The sequence below is a fragment of the Flavobacterium ranwuense genome, from assembly GCF_004349315.1.
In the GTDB taxonomy this organism is placed as follows: Bacteria; Bacteroidota; Bacteroidia; order Flavobacteriales; family Flavobacteriaceae; genus Flavobacterium; species Flavobacterium ranwuense.
In genome coordinates this window covers 228,740-246,981 of the sequence record NZ_SMLH01000002.1, presented here as the reverse complement: position 1 = coordinate 246,981, position 18,242 = coordinate 228,740, and the positions used below count along the sequence as shown (strand labels likewise).

Below are 18,242 nucleotides of genomic sequence, written 5' to 3'. Positions count from 1 at the left end.
ATTAAATTAGTTAAATAATTTATTAATCAGGCGTCATCAGCTTTTTAGGGCGGTTGGATTAGGAAGAACACCATTTCCTATAGAACCGTAAAAGTAATGCTAAATTTATTTTTAGCAAATTTTTTAACTGATTAATTAAAAGTCAAATTATTTCCTTGTTGAGCAACATTTGAAACAAAATAATAATCTCACTTTTATCCCACTATTTAAAATAAATCTATCTGTTAGTTTGTAAACTTCTCTAAATTGCGGTTTTTGTATTTGTTCCTAAACACATGTTTTCTCATTTCAATTGTCCAACCTCCAAAGATTTCAAAACTTCCGATTCCAAGCGTTGATCCTGTGTAGGTAAATAAAGGGAAATAAGAAGGTAAAAATAGAAATGTAAAAAAAAGTCTAACCACTCCTAAATTTGTCTATGTTTGATTTTCCACAAAAAAAGAGAAGTAAATAATAATAAAAACTGTTGCTATTCCAGTAATTATAAATGTAGCATTCGCACCAAACTGATACCAAATTAAGCCTGCTAATGAACTCGCTAACATGGTACAAATACTTTGAAAACCTGAATAGGTTCCGATTGCTGTTGCCGTATCTTTTCTGTCGGAAATATTGCTAATCCAAGCTTTGGAAATCCCCTCAGTTGCTGCTGCATAAACGCCATAAATAAAGAACAGCATTGCAATAGCATAAATATTCGTACTAAAGGCCATCCCAAAATATACGATTGCAAACAAAGAAAGCCCAAAAACAAATATTTTCTTTAATCCTATTCTGTCTGCAAAAATTCCTACTGGAAATGCGCAAAGTGCATAAACCAAATTGTAAAAAATATAAACTCCAATCACTGCCGTGTCATTTAATCCTGCCTGTTTTGCCTTTAGCAATAAAAAAATATCGGAACTATTGAATAATGTAAATGCCAATAATCCGATTACTAATTTTCGATACTGTGATGGACTTGTTTTCCAATAATTTAGAAAGGAGAAAAAAGGTGTCGGTTTACTTTCTATTGGATGGGCTTTAGTTTTATCTTTCAAAAAAAAGGAAGCCAATACAGCAAGTAGCCCAGGAATAAAAGCGACATAAAAAAGTGTTTTGTAATCCTGTGGATAAAAGTATAGATACACTAATGCCAATGCTGGCCCGATAACTGCTCCAAAAGTATCCACTGATCGATGAAAACCAAAAACTTTTCCTTTTGTTTCCGGAGTTGCCTCATCCGATAAAATAGCATCTCTTGCACCTGTGCGAATTCCTTTCCCGAAGCGGTCAATAGCTCGTGCAAAGAAAATCCAAAGCGGAAAAGTAAAAACTGCCATCATTGGTTTTGAAATAGTGCTTAATGCATAACCCAATTGCACAAACGGAACTCGTTTTCCGGAATTGTCCGATAATTTCCCGAAATATCCTTTGCTTAAACCTGCCAAAGCTTCTGCAAAACCTTCCAAAACACCAATCAAAACAATAGAAAATCCGATTGTTCTTAAGTAAATCGGCATAATTGGGTAAAGCATTTCACTTGCTGTATCAGTAAACAAACTGACTATGGATAATATCCAGACGGTTCGTGTGATTATTTTTGTTTTCATTTGCATTTTTACAGTCTAATTTTTATCCCACCATTTAAAATAAATCCGTCTGTTGGCGTATAAACTTCTCTAAATTGTGGATTCTGAATTGTCCCAGAATACATGTTTTCATTTCTCGATTGTCGACTGTCCAAAAAGTTCTCAAGGTTCAAAAATAAACTAAAATACTTGAATTTGTATTCTCCTGAAACTCCCATAACCCAATAATCCCTAACTTTTTCATTAGTTGTCAAATACTGATTTCCAACATAAAAAACTTCGTATGCAATTCGCAATTTCTCTTCCCATTCATACATCAAATTTGCATTTATTCTATGTTTAGCCGTTAATGGATTTATAGTTGTAGTATTATTAAAATTTCTGTTTGCATCAATATAGGTATAACCAATGTAACAGGAAATGTCTTCAAAACGAAGCTTTACGTTTGTTTCAAAACCTTTGGTTTCTATATTTCCGTTGGCATTTTCAAAGGCATAATTTACCGTCAGGGGAACTGGATTAAGAACCAACGGATTTTTGATAATGGTGTAAAAAAACATTTGATTAATGGCAAAACTTACTTCGTCAAAAATGGTAGTTTTGTAATTAATATCAGCATTTAATCCATACGATTTTTCAGGATTTACTTTTGAAAAGTCAAGTGAATTTATATTTTGAAACGCTTTTTCTTCGGTTTCTTCCGAGAAAATGGTAGGTGATTTGTAACCTAAACCACCGCCAAATCGTGAAGATAATTTTTCGTTGATTTTATATAATAATGACAGACGAGGCAAAACAAAAACATTGCTTCTGTTTGTAATGTCTAAACGCAATCCGCTTTCCAAAATGAATTTTTCGGTTATGTTCAGATTGTTTTGAGCAAAAACACCAAAGGCAGCATTGTAATAATCTAACTTGTCAGCCACTAAATTCATTTGTTTAAAATTATCCGAAACTAAATTCGCTCCCAAATTCCATTCTGATTTTTCGTTAGGGATTAAATAATTGGCTTCTGTAAAAGTAGCTACTTGTTGCCCTTCAAAATTATAAGTTTGTTTATCTATTTTTCGGTTAAAATATCCAACGCTATTTTTAATTGTCAATATATTTTTATTGTCAAATGTTTTTTCAAATTTTACTTGTGTCGAATATCGATTACTGTTATTTCGCTCAAAGAACGTATGCGTAACATCTGATTTGTTATCAATCACTTGCATATCTCCTCCAATTCGTTTTTCAAATCCTGCATTTACACCTAAACTAAATGTTGTTTTTTCGTTTGGATAATAGAAAAATTTTGGACTTATGGTATATCTGTCAAATTTTGGAATATCTGAAAATCCGTCATGATTCACATCATAAGCATTTTGAGAATTGCTCGAAACATACATTGTAAGTCCTGATTTTTTGTATTTATCAGCATAAAAAGCGCTTAAATCTAACGCTTGTGTTTGATTTATGTTTGTCAAAAACGAAATTTCTCTTGTCTCGGTTGGTTCTTTTGTAATCAAGTTTATCAATCCCGCAATGGCTCCGCCGCCATAAAGTGTTGAAGTGGAACCTTTGATAACTTCTACACGTTTTAAATTCAATGGTGGAATTTGCAAAATACTCAAACCACTTGCAAAACCTGAATACAATGGAAATCCGTCTTGTAAAAGTTGCGTATATTTTCCGTCTAATCCTTGAATGCGAATACTTGCACTTCCTGAGACTTGGGAAGTTTGTTGGGTTTGAATTCCTGTACTTTCGGTAAGTAACATTTTGATATTTCCGGGTTGCATTGAAGATTTTTCTTCTAATTCGCCCGCTGCGATCGCTTCGATTCGAGTCGGAGTGTTTTTTATTGTTCGGCTACTTCTTGTTGAGGTAACTTTAACTTCTTCTAAATCTTCCGATGTTGGTTCAAGAAATATTTCAATGGTTTCATTTTGAGGAAATAAAATGTTTCTTTCAATTTTTCGGTAACCAAAAGAACTGAACACAATGGTTTGTTTACCGTTGGGGATGTTTTCAAGGACTACAAATCCTTTTTCGTCAGAAGTTGAGCCGTATTGAGTTCCATTTAGGAATACAGAAACGCTATTAAGGGCTTCTTTTGTTTTTTCATTTTTGATGATTGCCTTTAAAGTGTTCTGTGCAAAAATTAAATTTAGATTTAAAAGAAAGAATATTATAAATAGAATTTTATGTTTACTACTTGTTGCGTTTTTCATTTGTATGTTTATTTTAAATTTACTATCAGCCCTAATCCGATTTCTTTACCATTATAAAAAGGTGCTATCATTGACACTGTTTTTTTTTCTCTAGTCGATTTGAATATTTTTTCATTAATGTATGGATTTAACCAATAAGCAATTTTAGTACTTAGTATCCCTATGCCTGCACCTGCGGCAACATCTGTTAGCCAATGTTTATTGTTTGTTATTCTAAAAATACCAGTTGCAGTTGCGACAGCATAACCTGAAATTCCGTACCAGATAGATTTGTCTTTGTATTCTTGCCAAAGAAATTCAGCACCAGCAAAAGCAGTTGCAGTATGTCCTGATGGAAAAGAGTATGAAGAACCATCTGGACGTTCGATGTTTGTAATGCGTTTTAATGCTGTCACGGAAGTAAAAACCAATAAAAAAGAGGTTCCTAAAATAACACTTCTATCTTTTAAGTTATTTTTTCCTTGTATTCCTAAATTATTTAATACGTAAACAGTTAAAGCTGGAGCATACTGCGAGAAATCATCAATAGAAGTTTTTTGGTCTATATCATCAATAACTTCTCTCCTGATTTCAAAATTTAATTCTTTCAGGTAGTCAATTTTTTCAGTACCTATAGCTCCGTAGGTTATTAAAAGAGTCGGAATAATAAGTTGTTTGTAATTGAATTTTAAAGAAGAATTTCCTTTTATAATAATACTATCCTTTTTAATTGCTTCCTGTGCGTTTATAGAAATTGTAATTAAAAGAATAGCAAATAAAATTAAGTTTTGTATCAATGCTTTCATTTTTTAGTTTAATTAAAATGTTAAGTTTACTGTTGCTAAATTGTAATTTTGATTTGATGAAAATGAATAATTAAATTTTGGTTTGAAATTTTTTATCATTCCAACATTTGAATTTATTTTTTCAACTATTCTTCCCTTTACAATACTTTTCCCAATTATATAACCCATAAAAATTGCGATGGGATAATCAGAAGCCCAATGCACTTTGCTTTGCAACATTTCAAAACCCATCAATCCCATCAAACCAAAACCTACAGGCTTTATCCATTTAATTTCTTTATAATTTTCAGAAAATATCATAACTGTTGTCATCAAAGTAGTAATATGACCCGATGGCATAGCATCATAATAAGGTGTGTGTTTTTGGTAAGCACTAAAGGAAGGAAATGGCCTCCACGCTCCACCAGGATTACCGTTCTCCTCTGCAACAGATGGACTTTCTCGACCAGATATTCTTTTAAAAGATTGAACTAATATTCCTGATGCGATTAAGCCTTCCATTATTTCACTAGATGTGTGAATTGCTCTGTAGTTTTTATTTATTAAACCAAAAGTTAACAATCCACCCCCAACTAGAAGTGATGTAAATCCATTTCCAACTCGATAGATTCCAGAGTTAATGTTTTTGGGAAACATTTTTATTGGTCCCGAATAATTATGTCCTGTTTGAAAGCCAATTTGATCACCAAAATTTCGTGAGTAATCGGTTATTTTTTGGTCAAAAGGGATGGTAGCTAATGTACTTCCTACTGATGCACCAAACCAAATTAGATTCTTTTTTTGCATAAACATATTTCCCATAATACTAAAGCTATTTGGTATTTTGGTTATGAACTCAAAGAGCTTTGGCTTTTTATATTGATAGGATAAATTGTTATTAATCTTGAACTCCTGAGTATCTAATTTTTCAATTTTTGGGATTGTAGTATTTGAACTATCTTTTTCTTGTGCGTGCAGCGAAGCAAAATTAAAAACAATTGTAGCTAAAATTAGGATATTTCGTTGTCGGGTATATTTGTTAAATACTCTCGATTTTAAATAATTATTAAGGTGCAGCACTAATCCTTCAAAAAAGGAAAGCACCAAAAGTGATGTGTTTTGCATTTTTTATAATTTTAATTAAATAAAAAAATTAGTCACATAATATTATGCAACTAAAATTTCAATAAATAAAATTCAAATTAATAGTGAAGCGTGAATAATATAACGCTTTTGTGGAGGTAGAAAGAATTCATTCAGGTAATTGTTTGTAGTTATTTTGGAAATAATTACAGGAAATAGGACAATTCGAGGTTGATCATCAGATTTAAAAATAGTTACCTTGCTTTGAGTTGTAGTTTCGGGTATATTTAACTTCAAAGTATTTTGAGAAATATAACAATGACTTTCTTTGTCAAAATTTTGCTTTTCTTCAATATCTGAAAATTCAAATACGGTGTTGACATAGCAACACGATATCAGAATAAGAAGTACTATTTTAATGTATCTTTTCATCGTTGCAAATGTACAAATAATAATATTATTTTGTTGGCAATTGATGTGCTCTTTTGTCGGTTTATCTATTTTTTATACGGTTTCGAATCATTTCACACAACTAATATATAAACGTCGTATATTTGCAAAGCAATGAAATTATCAACACTCATATTATCAACAATAATTTTATTCCTCGCTATTAAGCCAGGAATAGATCTGATTTCATTGCAAAATAACAATGAACAAACTTGTTGTGACGGACAAAGCAAATCGATTGCTGACAACGAAAAATCATCCAGCCAACAAAAACAAAAAGACGACCGTTCGGGAAAATCTTGTAATCCTTTTCAAGTTTGCAGTTCTTGTGTGTTGCAATGTTTTAAAAATCAACTTACTGAAATATCTAAACCTGAAATTTCAACTAACCAAAATTTTACTTACCAATCAGTTTTTACTTCTCAATTCGCACCTGACTTTTGGCAACCTCCTAAAATTGTTTAACAATATTAAATTGAACTTTTGCTCCGACAACTTCGAAGCAATATTTCTTTATTGTCAACAATTTAAAAATAAAAAAAATGAAATTTATAAAATCATTAGTTTTGGTATTCATTGTATTGATTACCTCAACAAGCATTGCGTTTGCTCAAAAAATAACACAAAATACCGACAGTTCAAAAACGGTTACCATCAAAGTAAAGGGAATTACCTGTTCTATGGACTTGAAAATGATTGCTGCCAATGTTGAAAAACTGAAAGGCGTTAGCAGTTGCAAATCAGGCAAAATGGGAACAACATCTTCGTTTCAAATAACATTCAACCCTGCAATAGTTACTGAAATTGAAATCCATAAAACTATCGAAAATACAGGTAGTTGTGAGAATCCTGAAGAAAAAATATACAAAATAAAACAGTAAACAAAGAATATGGCAAGATTTATTTTCTAATAAACCTTGCCTTATTTTAAAAAAATCACAATGAAAAAATATATCTTCATTGTTGGTTTACTGTTCCCGTGTGGTTTATTTGCTCAAACCATTTTAGGAAAAGTTACCAACGATAAAAAGGAACCGCTTATTGGCGCAAATGTATATTGGCTTGGCCAAACAACAGGAACATCCACAGCCGACAAAGGAGAATTTGAAATTACAAGCAAAGACATCAGCAATAAAAAATTAATTGCAAGTTTTGAAGGTCACGTATCAGATACAATTGAAATCACCGATCAAACCTTTGTAGTATTCAAGTTGAAAAACGAAAACATATTAAATGAGGTTGTTATTAAAAAAAACAGAGATAAGGGTACATTATCTAATTTGATTGCTATTAAAACAGAAATCATTACTCAAAAAGAATTGGGTAAAGCTGCTTGTTGTGATTTAGCAGGTTGTTTTGAAACACAAACGACTGTGCAACCACAAACAACCAATGTAATTACCAACTCAAAAGAACTTCGCATTTTGGGATTATCTGGCATTTACAATCAAGTTTTGATTGACGGTTTCCCAATGATACAAGGTTTGTCATACACGTATGGGATTAGTGGAATACCCGGAACATTGGTTGACAACATCTATGTATCAAAAGGTGCTAATAGCGTTTTGCAAGGATATGAAAGCATAAGCGGACAAATTAATGTTGAAACCAAAGATCCTGATAACACTGATAAATTATTGCTTAATGTGTATATGAATAATTTTGAAGAAAAACATTTTAATGCCAACTATGCTTTTAAAAAAGCCAAGTGGAGTAATCTTACTGCATTTCATACAGTACAACCTGCAAATAAAATTGACCGTGACAATGATAATTTTCTCGATTTACCCCTATTGACACGCTATATGATTTCAAATAAATGGAAATACGGAAACGACAAAGACTGGGGCTGGAGCAGTAGAGTTGGTTTACGATTTTTGAATGAAAAACGAATTGGAGGTCAAAGATTCTATAATCCAGATAACGACCAAGGCAGCACTTCTATTTACGGGCAAACGGTTAATATTAATCAGCCTGAAATTTGGACAAAAACTGTTTATCGATTTAATGACAATCATAGAATAACTTTATTTGTTTCTTCATTTCATCAAGACCAAAAATCTTTTTTTGGAACGGTAAAATACAACGCACAGCAAACAAATTTTTATGGTAATCTGCAATATGAATTGGTCTATTCCCAAAGGCATTCATTAAAAACAGGTATTAGTTACCGTCTCTTAGATCTCAATGAAGACATTGCTTTCACTGACACATCTTTGCAAAGAACTTACGCAGGGAATTACAATAAAGTGGAGAATATTCCAGGTGTATTTGCTGAAAATTCAATGAGTTTTTTAAATAGTAAATTAACTTGGATTGCTGGTATTCGTGGCGACCAACATAACCAATTTGGCTTTGCTCTTACTCCAAGAACTTTATTGAAATATGACGTTACGCCAACAACTATTTTTCGTGCCAGTATCGGAACAGGCTGGAGAACAGTTAATTTATTCAGTGAAAATATAGGCTTATTGGTTAGTTCAAGGGACATCGTTTTTGCAGAGCAATTAAGACCAGAAAGAGCAACAAATTTTGGAATTAACTTTACTCAAAAATTTGAAAGCAATAATCTTTCGGGTTATATTAGTGCAGATTTTTATAGAACTGATTTTCAAAATCAAATTTTTCCTGACTATGACACCGACCCAACAAAAGCAATCATTAAAAACTTTACTGGAACAAGCATAAGTAATGCTTTTCAAACAGAGCTTTATTTTAAAATTTGGAAGCGCTTTGAATTTAAAGTGGGCTACAACTTTTTAGATGTTTACAGAGAAATAGATGGAACAAAACAATTATTACCTTTCAATCCTGCACATAAAGTTTTGACGACTTACAGTTATAAACCCTTAACAAACAAATTCCATTTTGATGTAAATGTGCATTGGTATGGTGAACAACGATTACCAGACACACAATCAAATCCAGTAGAATTTCAACGACCTGATTTTTCACAACCATATACTTTGGTAAACGCTCAATTTACTTATATTTTTAAAAAGATTGAAGTTTACACAGGATGTGAAAATGTATTTGATTTCAGACAGAAACAACCAATTATTAGTTGGCAAGACCCATTTGGTCAATACTTTGACACTTCATCTGTTTGGGGGCCAACAAGGGGAAGAGAGGTTTATGTTGGCATTCGTTTCAAACTTACAAATGAATGAACGAAAACGTTGAATTAAACAAAAAAAGCCTTATCATACTGAGAGGGTACTGAAAAAGTCCTTAAAGAATTAGATTTCATTAGAAGAGTAGAAGAATAAGATATTCTACTCTTTCTTTTGTCCTGAAAAAGATATGCTTAAGCAAAAGTCGAGTTTTGCATAATTGCCTTTCTGCTAAACTATTCAGCACAAAGGGATCTTCGGCAACGATAGGTTTTGTATATTTTTGTCCAGCACAACAAAACAAAATCTTATCCAAAAAAAATTTTTTTTTTTGTAAAACATTGAAATTCAAAACTGTTAAAATTAATTTAAAATATTATTAATATTTAGTCTAAATAAGTTTGTCAAAACGGAAATGAATTTTATATTTGCACCGTTATTTTTAACTATTCTAAATAAATGAGCAAAAAATACTTTTTAATTGGCTTAGTAGTAATGATAACGCTATCCAGTTGTGCTGATGATTTCGAATATGTACCTGTTGTTAGTAATAAAATAGCAATCGGGAAATTAATTTTCTTCGATAAAAACCTCTCCAATCCTATCGGTCAAGCTTGTGCTTCTTGTCACGCACCAGAAACTGGCTTTAGTGATCCTTTGCTCAGAGATGTATCTGAAGGTGCCATAACTGGTGCTTTTGCAAATAGAAATTCTCCAAATTTAGCCTACAACGTTTTTTCTCCGGAGCGTACCTATAATACTACGGATGAAACCTATATTGGCGGATTATTTCTTGATGGACGATCCCCAAATTTACAAGAGCAACTCAGGCACCCTTTTATTAATCCAGTAGAAATGAACAATGCGGATATTGCAGATGTTATTTCAAAAATAAAAAAGACATCCTATTATTCCGAAATAGAAAAAGAATACGGGGTAGCAAAGACCGACGAAGAATTAATGTCCTACATCGCCGATGCATTAGCATCTTTTGAGACATCAAAAGAAGTGAATTCTTTTACCTCAAAATTTGATTATTTCAACAAACAGTTGATCAAATTTACGGATGATGAAAAGAAAGGATTATCCGTTTTTAAAGGAAAAGGAAAATGTGCACAATGTCACGTTTTAGAACCTGACGAAAGAACGGGAAAAATTTTGTTTACTGATTTTAGCTATGATAATATAGGAGTGCCCAGAAACGAAAAAAATCCATTTTACAACCAATCAACAGCCGTAAATCCTGCTGGAGCCAACTTTATTGATCTGGGTATTGGAGCTATTGTTTCGCAACCCGAGCACAACGGAAAATTTAGAGTTCCAACTTTACGAAACATTACTATTTCAGCCCCCTACTTTCATAACGGATCCTTTAAAACCTTAAAAGAAGTCATCCATTTCTATAATGTTCGAGATGTAAACCCAAACGAATTTGCTACTCCCGAAGTACTTGAAAACGTAAATAGAGACGAATTAGGTAATTTAAAGATGACTGCCCAGGAAGAAAGTCAACTAGAAGCATTTCTTGGAACGCTTACCGATCATTACCGAAAATAATTTTTAATACTACAAAAACCACAATATGAATTTCAATAAAATAATGTTTACCCTTCTTACTTTAGCGGGATTACAAACCATAAAAGCACAAGAAAATACCGAAAACTCGCTGAAAGAAGTTATTGTCAAAGGCTTTAAAACCGTAAATGGGATAGGTCACTTGCCCGATAGTAAAGACGGAATCATTTATGCTGGTAAAAAAAGTGAAATTATTCTTGTTGACAGTCTCGATGCCAATAAAGCAGTCAATAATACCAGACAAATACTAGGAAGAATCCCGGGTTTAAATATTGTAGAAACAGAGAGTAGCGGGTTTACTGCCAACGGAATTGCAACACGTGGACTTAATCCGTCACAAAGTGTAGAGATGAATACCAGACAGAATGGGTACAACATCAGTGCTGATATTTATGGTTATAATGAATCGTATTACATTCCACCAATGGAAGCTGTCAATCGCATCGAATTGGTTCGAGGTGCTGCATCGTTGCAATTTGGTTCACAATTTGGCGGTTTAGTCAATTATGTCACCAAAGATGCCCCAAAAAACAAACCATTTGAATTTATTACTTCACAAACAATAGGAAGCTATGGGTTGTTTAATTCCTTTAATTCTGTTGGTGGAAACTATAAAAAAATAAGTTACTACGGCTTTTTACAATACCGAAATATGGAAGGCTACAGACCCAACAGTCAGCAATCGCAAGTTTCTGGATTTGGAAAAATACAATACAACCATTCTGAAAAATTAAATTTTGGTGTTGAATATTCTTTGCTTCGAAATAAAATAAAAATGCCAGGTGGATTGACCGACAGTTTATTTTATGCTAATCCAAAAACTTCTACAAGGGCAAGAAACTGGCTAAAAAGCCCTTGGAATATAATTACGGCTTATGCCAATTATACGCCTACGGAAAACAGCACTTTGAGTGTTAAATCTACCTATTTATTTAGCGGTCGTTCGTTGGTTTGGAGAAATGAAGACGGCGGAGCTGGAGCCACAGATGATATAGACCCAATAACGGGAGCATATGTACCAAGAGAAGTGGGTATTGAAAAAATGAACAATACCACAACCGAAATACGTTTTTCACAAAATTATTCTTTAGGGAATCAGAAGTCAACTTTTGCAGGCGGTGTTCGTCAAAGTTATGCTTGGTTCAATCGCCAAGGAGGAGGAGAAGGAACCACAAATAGTGATTTTGATTTATCCATAACAGGCGATTGGGGATATGATTTAGATTTCACCACCACTAATCTAGCTCCGTTTGTAGAAAATATTTTTAAAGTTTCCAAAAATTTTACCGTCACTCCCGGTTTCCGATTTGAATATTTAAGAAGTACCGCCAAGGGACATAAAGAAGTAGAAGGCGACATACAGCTTACAGATGAAGTTAGAAATAGAACTTTTGCATTAGCAGGACTTGGATTGGAGTTAAAACCAGGAAAAAACACCAGTCTCTATGCCAATATTTCTCAGGCATACCGTCCGATAGATTACAGCCAATTAGAACCTTTTGGAACTAGTTCAAAAATAGACCCTAACCTGAAAGATTCAAAAGGATTTAATAGTGATATAGGTTACAGAGGAACCATCAGAAACTACCTTAATTTTGATATTGGAGCTTTTTATATGGCGTACAACAACCGTATCGGGGTAACATTAGCAACCAATCCAATTACAGGAGATTATTATTCTGTTAGAAAAAATATTGCCAATAGTGTACACCAAGGAATCGAAAGTTATATCGAGTTTAATATTATAAAATACTTTAATTCGCAATCCGATTTTGGTTTAAGCATTTTCAATTCCTTTTCGTATATAGATGCCAAATATACAACAGGTGAATTTAAAGGAAAAAGAGTCGAAGCTGCCGCCGAAATTATAAACCGTGTAGGTTTAATTTTTAGCACTAGTAAATTATCGACAACTTTACAGTATAATTATGTTGGAGATGCTTTTGGAGATGCTTCCAATGTCATGACTAGCGAAGATCCGGTTGCGGGTTATATTCCTGCCTACACGGTTTTGGACTGGAGTGCTTCCTACAAATTAAATAATTTTGCAATCAAGTTAGGCGCTAATAATTTAGCAGATAAATCCTATTTCACTCGTAGAACTGATGAATATCCTGGGCCAGGCATTATACCTGCCGTGGGACGAAGTTTCTATCTTGGATTTACAGCTAAATTTTAGTAAAAAAAAGTACTTATATTTCAATTTTTAAACACGCATTTCTTTTTTTTGATATGTGTGTTTTTTATTTAAAAAAGGTATCGATATACTTTGATGTACCATGTTTCCCCAAAGTTCGTTGTCTTGAAACTTTCGTTTACTTGCTCATTTTTATCTTTTCTGACTTGGTAGGTGCGTTAAAAACTCGTCCGTGAAGTGGTGCATATACTTGTATAAAGCCGGTATGTCTGTTTGTGAAATCGAAAAAGAATTAACTTTCCATATTGCACGACATACTTTTGCGACGACTGTAACACTCACAAATGGTGTTCCCATTGAAAGCGTGAGCAAAATGTTAGGACACAAAAACATCAGAACTACACAGCACTATGCTAAGATATTGGATAAAAAAGTTAGTGAAGATATGATGATTTTAAGGAACAAAATGTTAAACTGCAACAATGATAAAATTATCAAAAATGCCAATTAGAATTTCTACTTTCCTAATATAACACATAACGAGTTTAGAATAGATAGTTCAAATCAGGTAATTTGTAGTACATTTATCTTAGTCTGGAAATTTTTTAAAAAGAACATTTTAAATCTTATAACATGCTAACAAAAACAATTGAATCACTAAAATTTTTTTTATTGGAATATCGTTTTTATTTCTGCAGTATTGCATTGTTATTGGCTCTCTTGATTTATAGTTATAATAAAACTTTGTCTTTGGAAAAAGAGCTCCAATTGAATCAAACCACGTTCGAAAGAAGGCAAAAGGCATATGATGAAAAAGCAAAACAACAGCGAGAAAAACTCGAGCGTATGATAAAAGAGATCAAATCAGAGAAATAAAACTTATAAGCGCTTCCGTTCAACACAGGCTTCATTGTTGACTTTTCAAGCCCAACAAAGCTCTAGCTGTTTACTACAGGTTCTATTTTCAATGTATTAAATATTCATAAAACTGTTTAGTAATTATTTTAAACTTCAATAATTGTTTTTCTAACTTCATCATATCTAAAAGTAATATGATTTTGTTTGACATTCATAATGGTATCATTATTCTCGTCAATCGTCCCATAAACGAAAACATACAGACCGAAATTAGGTTCGTTTGTTCCTTCTTCTAATTCCGTAAATGCTTTGTCAAATAATTTGTCATACTTATTTTTCAACCTAGATAAACTATGTTTTGATATTAACTTTTTATCAATTTTAACAGAATAATTAGATTTTTTTTTGAATTCATCTTTATAAGCCAATAAATTAAAATAAACGCAATCAGTATATTTATCAAATACATTTTTGTTTGTTTTTGATAATATAAGCTTACCATAAAATATTCTCTCATTTTGCAATTTTATAGGATCTGTGAAATATTTTATTTGTTTGAAAAAGTATCTATATGCGATTTTTATAGAATTTATTTCTATCTCAACATCTCTATTGTGTGGAAAACCTAAATACCAATTTACAATTCTATCAATACTTTGAACTCTATTTTTTCTATCAAACTTGACATTTTCATCATCAAATTCATAAACTTTTGAAATTGCATTACCACGGCCAGAAACTCCTTCGTCTTTACTATCAAGTCTGGCTTTAGTGATTTTTTTAAAATCTTCTTCATCATCATTTAAAATAAAAACAGATGGGTAACCAATTTTATTAATTTCTATTTTATTTAATTTTTGATCTCCTCCTTTTTGGTATAATTTACTTAAAGTGGCGTATTCACAGGTTTCTATATGTTCTCTATTTCTGTATTTTTTAAAATGTGGTTTTTTACGTTCTGTCTTTTTAATACAAGTTGGAGACATACGAACAGAACATATTTCATCAATACATACAAATTCTAGCTCACTATAATTTGGATAAAGATCAAGTATAGTGTCTGCCATAACAATTTCATCAGTATCCTTAATTCTTGCTTTATCCATTAATTATAAATTTAAAAGTATTTATGTTAAGTTGTTTAATTTTCGTAATCTACGGTAAACTTGTAGTTAACGTTTTGCCACTTTAAGTTGACTGGAAATTCGTAACCGCTCAATTTCCTACTTAACGAAAACTTGATGCGAAACGATAATTCAACTAAAATTCAGCTAGCTCAAAGCTGTTAGTAGCCGTTTTTACTTATCTTCCCAAATTGGTACTGTTGCAGCGTTGTAAATGTTTACTTTACATCTAAATTTGTGTTCAATTTCTTTTATATAGTTAAGATTCTCTTCTGAATAAACACCAATATAAACGCTGTGTAATTTGTTTCCTGCTCTTTGTCCTTGTTTTGCAGCCTTGTTAATGGCATCAATAATATGAGTGTCATATTCTCCAAAATTAAAGCCAAAAGTGACAAGAGAACCTTCTATTTCAGTTAATTCATCGTAACAGTATGATAAATATTTATTGTGAGAAATGTGATTAAGTTTTTCTTGAGCACTTCCGGCTGTGACAAAAATTGGGTAAGATTTATCAGCCATTCTTTCATTTATCTTTTGTAATAGATAATGTTCGATATCGTAAGTTTCTTTTTCAATTTCAATGCCTGTGTCAAATATTAATAATGCACCGTGAAGGTAAAAAATAGTTTGCTCTTTTTTATGTTTACCCCATTGAAGTTCGGAAAAAATAGGGTCTTGTTTTCTCAATACTTCATCAGGGTTTTCAACTTCTCTACCAAATCCATCTATTGCAAATTTCGATTCATTACGCATTAAAATCCAATAAGGTAGTAAGTCATAATTTGTAGAAAAAACTTTACCCTCTTTGGAAAGGTATTCGTTAAGGAACAAATGACAACATTTGCTTTTTTCTTCGGGAACTTTAAAAACGTGTTCTGGATGAAGTTTTTGAACTGCTTCAATTAAGCTTGTCTTTAAAATTTCATTAGCTTCAATTATTTTTTTAATTAAGTTTTGGTCTGTACTAAACGTTTTTGCAATTTCAATGAAATTATCTAATTGCTGCATTACTAATTCAAAGTTCTTTGTATTTATTACTTCAAAAAGTTTTTTCAAAAGATCGTTATCAATATCATCAATAAACTTACTTAAAGCATTATATGAAAATATAGTTGGGTCATAAGCAATACTAAATCCATTACCAAATAATAAATGTTTTTGTCGTTTCTTTGCATTTAGCGAATCGATAACTTCTTTATAGGTCATTAAATCTTTTACTTCCATAAATTTTCTCTGTTTTTCTGTCGTTTTCGCAAAATGGATACTAACTTTTATATAACATCAACAGGTAAAGCTTTTTTTTAAAGTTTTACCGTATTTCACGCTATATATTCTAGTTCGTAAATAAAATCATTTTTAACTATTGTTACAATACCCACATTTAGTGATATTTTGACTTAAATGGAATATCCAATAGAAAGCTAATTCTATAACGGCATCTTTTCATTTCTTTCGTCTATCCTTCCAACTATCATTATAATGCCTATTCCTCAAACGCTCATAAATCTTCCCTCTTAACCATATTCTAGCAACCCAAATCACAACAACTCCTATTATATCATACAGGTTCTCTTTTAGTATGAAATCAAAAAGCCCTTTTTACAGGAGCTCTTTGAATGATTGAGTTTAACATCTTAAAAAACACGCCTAAACCAACTTAGAATTCCAATTTTTAGCTACAAAATCAATAAGTTCTTTACGCATTACAACGCCGCTTATTTGTGGAAGCCTCAATAGTTTTTCAACCTTTTGAAAGCTTTCTTTGGTTTTAGGCACTTTATAACCCTTTACGAAACCATCACAGAACCACACGACTTCGTAAAGTTCTTTTTTACTTACCCTTTCTCGATCACGAATAGCGGTATAATTGGGGTTATCTCCTTTTGTAGTTGTGTTGACATAATCATTATTAATCAAGTCATTTTCGTCATAGCTTACCATAATTTATATTTTTAAAATTCATCAAATGTATCTTTTCTAAAACACCAAACTTTACGGTTTTCCTCATTATCAAAAAATAAATGTCAAGAAAAAGACACCTCTCAGCATCTTTCTACCTCTTCCCCTTACTCTTCCAACTACCGTTTTTATCATAATTCCTCCTAAACTCAAAAACATTCCATCTCAGCTAAACACCTAAAAACCAAACTACAATAAATCCTATTACTCCACACCTCAACTATAGAGCGCCTCAAGAATTACACATTGATTTATGAAATTAAAAAACGATTCACCGCTCATTTTTTTCTAAAAAACACCTATTCAATTCCCGAATTGAATACTATACTTTTAGTAAATAAAAATTACATTATATAGTTTTGTCTGTCTTTTCAAGCACTTGTCTTGATATTCCGCATTCAATTCCTCTGTATATAATCTAATGGAAAATCAAAAAATACAACAACGCATAAAGGCGATTTACCAAATGCTTTTTGAAATGGCAACTGGTAATCTCGCTTTTAGAATTATCAAAACAGATCAAGACGACGAAGTCGGCAAGATGTCTGAAATGCTTAATAAACTCGCTGGAGAAATGCATGATATACTACTCCAATCAGGTTACGTTAACCCTCATTACAGTTATCAAAACTTAGTACAAACAACATTTATCTTAGACGGTAACTTTCTTATCAGCAATTATAATGCACACGCTCTACAAGCACTATACTATGAATCTGAAGAATTATTTCAGGTAGACTTTGGAAAATTTATCGCACCACAATCCTTCAGTATTTGGAATCAAAAAAAGAAGGAAGCGTCACTAGATGACAATTACCATAGCACCGTTCAGCTTATTTTTGTTACGGGTAATAATAAATTACTTCCTGCTTTTTGCACCATTTCACGGCTGCGCTACAGTGACAAAATAATAGTAAACTCAATTACTACGATATTGCAAGAATTGCTGTCAGACCCGAAGTATGTAATAAAAATAAATCCAGAAAGACAATCCGAAGCTATCGTCATGCAAAATCTTTATGATTACATCTTAAATCACTTGGAAGAACCACTGCCTACTCTTAAAGAATTAGCTGTGCTTTTTGATTGTAATGAATACAAATTGAAACTTGGATTTCGCGAGTTTTTCAAAACAAGTATTTATAATTTTTATCACGATGAAAGATTAAAAAGAGCACATTTGATGATCCAGCAAACAAAGATTCCACTCAAAGAAATTGCAATAATGAATGGCTTTAATACCTACCTCAACTTTTATAAAGCATTTAAAAAAAAATTTAAGTATGCACCGAGTGAAGTGGATCGTAGCCCGAATGAAGCTAATTAAATACTGAACAGCTTCAACTCTATTTTGGATAACGAAAGTTCTGATTTGCATAGCATTATACT

General features: G+C 32.1%; 15 protein-coding genes and 1 riboswitch. Of the genes, 8 read left to right on the top strand and 7 right to left on the bottom strand.

The features are described from left to right. Positions 1-20: 20 nt before the first annotated feature. Positions 21-87: riboswitch (Fluoride riboswitch) on the bottom strand. 329 nt (positions 88-416) lie between these two features. From E0I61_RS05615 to E0I61_RS05600, 4 genes are read right to left on the bottom strand one after another with little or no spacing between them, the layout of a single operon-like run. Further along, positions 417-1,592, bottom strand: a complete 1,176-nt coding sequence (locus E0I61_RS05615; RefSeq protein ID WP_205728740.1) for an MFS transporter — start codon at positions 1,590-1,592, stop codon at positions 417-419. An 8-nt stretch (positions 1,593-1,600) separates the two neighbouring features. After that, positions 1,601-3,787: a TonB-dependent receptor gene (locus tag E0I61_RS05610; protein ID WP_132069994.1), complete on the bottom strand. Its 2,187-nt coding sequence runs from the start codon at positions 3,785-3,787 to the stop codon at positions 1,601-1,603. 8 nt (positions 3,788-3,795) lie between these two features. Further along, entirely contained in the window at positions 3,796-4,572 is a 777-nt protein-coding gene (locus tag E0I61_RS05605) for a phosphatase PAP2 family protein (protein WP_126564127.1), read from the bottom strand. Positions 4,573-4,584: 12 nt separating this feature from the next. Then, the gene (locus E0I61_RS05600; protein ID WP_132069992.1) at positions 4,585-5,676 is read right to left on the bottom strand and encodes a phosphatase PAP2 family protein; all 1,092 of its coding nucleotides are present in this window, start codon (positions 5,674-5,676) and stop codon (positions 4,585-4,587) included. Positions 5,677-6,198: 522 nt separating this feature from the next. Here E0I61_RS05600 and E0I61_RS05595 point away from each other — a divergent pair. The 7 genes from E0I61_RS05595 to E0I61_RS16525 all read left to right on the top strand — a co-directional run bounded on the left by E0I61_RS05595 (position 6,199) and on the right by E0I61_RS16525 (position 13,785). Further along, positions 6,199-6,549, top strand: coding sequence for a hypothetical protein (locus tag E0I61_RS05595; protein WP_132069990.1), 351 nt, complete (start codon positions 6,199-6,201; stop codon positions 6,547-6,549). A 77-nt stretch (positions 6,550-6,626) separates the two neighbouring features. Next, entirely contained in the window at positions 6,627-6,965 is a 339-nt protein-coding gene (locus E0I61_RS05590; protein ID WP_132069988.1) for a heavy-metal-associated domain-containing protein, read from the top strand. 60 nt (positions 6,966-7,025) lie between these two features. Then, entirely contained in the window at positions 7,026-9,254 is a 2,229-nt protein-coding gene (locus tag E0I61_RS05585) for a TonB-dependent receptor (RefSeq protein ID WP_132069986.1), read from the top strand. Positions 9,255-9,656: 402 nt separating this feature from the next. Continuing rightward, the gene (locus E0I61_RS05580; protein ID WP_132069984.1) at positions 9,657-10,754 is read left to right on the top strand and encodes a cytochrome-c peroxidase; all 1,098 of its coding nucleotides are present in this window, start codon (positions 9,657-9,659) and stop codon (positions 10,752-10,754) included. Positions 10,755-10,779: 25 nt separating this feature from the next. Further along, a complete protein-coding gene (locus E0I61_RS05575) occupies positions 10,780-12,951 on the top strand; it encodes a TonB-dependent receptor family protein (RefSeq protein WP_132069982.1) in 2,172 nt (723 codons plus the stop codon). 190 nt (positions 12,952-13,141) lie between these two features. Then, entirely contained in the window at positions 13,142-13,420 is a 279-nt protein-coding gene (locus E0I61_RS05570) for a tyrosine-type recombinase/integrase (protein ID WP_394346061.1), read from the top strand. Positions 13,421-13,659: 239 nt separating this feature from the next. Continuing rightward, positions 13,660-13,785: a hypothetical protein gene (locus tag E0I61_RS16525; RefSeq protein ID WP_262708568.1), complete on the top strand. Its 126-nt coding sequence runs from the start codon at positions 13,660-13,662 to the stop codon at positions 13,783-13,785. A gap of 128 nt (positions 13,786-13,913) precedes the next feature. On the opposite strand, the gene E0I61_RS05565 is transcribed toward E0I61_RS16525, so the two are convergent. The 3 genes from E0I61_RS05565 to E0I61_RS05555 all read right to left on the bottom strand — a co-directional run bounded on the left by E0I61_RS05565 (position 13,914) and on the right by E0I61_RS05555 (position 16,835). Beyond that, the gene (locus tag E0I61_RS05565; protein WP_126564141.1) at positions 13,914-14,873 is read right to left on the bottom strand and encodes a hypothetical protein; all 960 of its coding nucleotides are present in this window, start codon (positions 14,871-14,873) and stop codon (positions 13,914-13,916) included. A 192-nt stretch (positions 14,874-15,065) separates the two neighbouring features. After that, positions 15,066-16,118, bottom strand: coding sequence for a DUF4917 family protein (locus E0I61_RS05560; RefSeq protein WP_126564142.1), 1,053 nt, complete (start codon positions 16,116-16,118; stop codon positions 15,066-15,068). 423 nt (positions 16,119-16,541) lie between these two features. Next, entirely contained in the window at positions 16,542-16,835 is a 294-nt protein-coding gene (locus tag E0I61_RS05555; RefSeq protein ID WP_132069980.1) for a hypothetical protein, read from the bottom strand. A 439-nt stretch (positions 16,836-17,274) separates the two neighbouring features. Between E0I61_RS05555 and E0I61_RS05550 the strand changes: the two genes are divergently transcribed. Continuing rightward, a complete protein-coding gene (locus E0I61_RS05550; protein ID WP_126743106.1) occupies positions 17,275-18,180 on the top strand; it encodes a helix-turn-helix domain-containing protein in 906 nt (301 codons plus the stop codon). Positions 18,181-18,242 lie beyond the last annotated feature (62 nt).

Excerpts from the sequence above, each read along its gene's own strand:
- E0I61_RS05615 (WP_205728740.1), bottom strand. The coding sequence starts at position 1,592 with ATGAAAACAAAAATAATCACACGAACCGTCTGGATATTATCCATAGTC.
- E0I61_RS05610 (WP_132069994.1), bottom strand. The coding sequence starts at position 3,787 with ATGAAAAACGCAACAAGTAGTAAACATAAAATTCTATTTATAATATTC.
- E0I61_RS05605 (WP_126564127.1), bottom strand. The coding sequence starts at position 4,572 with ATGAAAGCATTGATACAAAACTTAATTTTATTTGCTATTCTTTTAATT.
- E0I61_RS05600 (WP_132069992.1), bottom strand. The coding sequence starts at position 5,676 with ATGCAAAACACATCACTTTTGGTGCTTTCCTTTTTTGAAGGATTAGTG.
- E0I61_RS05595 (WP_132069990.1), top strand. The coding sequence starts at position 6,199 with ATGAAATTATCAACACTCATATTATCAACAATAATTTTATTCCTCGCT.
- E0I61_RS05590 (WP_132069988.1), top strand. The coding sequence starts at position 6,627 with ATGAAATTTATAAAATCATTAGTTTTGGTATTCATTGTATTGATTACC.
- E0I61_RS05585 (WP_132069986.1), top strand. The coding sequence starts at position 7,026 with ATGAAAAAATATATCTTCATTGTTGGTTTACTGTTCCCGTGTGGTTTA.
- E0I61_RS05580 (WP_132069984.1), top strand. The coding sequence starts at position 9,657 with ATGAGCAAAAAATACTTTTTAATTGGCTTAGTAGTAATGATAACGCTA.
- E0I61_RS05575 (WP_132069982.1), top strand. The coding sequence starts at position 10,780 with ATGAATTTCAATAAAATAATGTTTACCCTTCTTACTTTAGCGGGATTA.
- E0I61_RS05565 (WP_126564141.1), bottom strand. The coding sequence starts at position 14,873 with ATGGATAAAGCAAGAATTAAGGATACTGATGAAATTGTTATGGCAGAC.
- E0I61_RS05560 (WP_126564142.1), bottom strand. The coding sequence starts at position 16,118 with ATGGAAGTAAAAGATTTAATGACCTATAAAGAAGTTATCGATTCGCTA.
- E0I61_RS05555 (WP_132069980.1), bottom strand. The coding sequence starts at position 16,835 with ATGGTAAGCTATGACGAAAATGACTTGATTAATAATGATTATGTCAAC.
- E0I61_RS05550 (WP_126743106.1), top strand. The coding sequence starts at position 17,275 with ATGGAAAATCAAAAAATACAACAACGCATAAAGGCGATTTACCAAATG.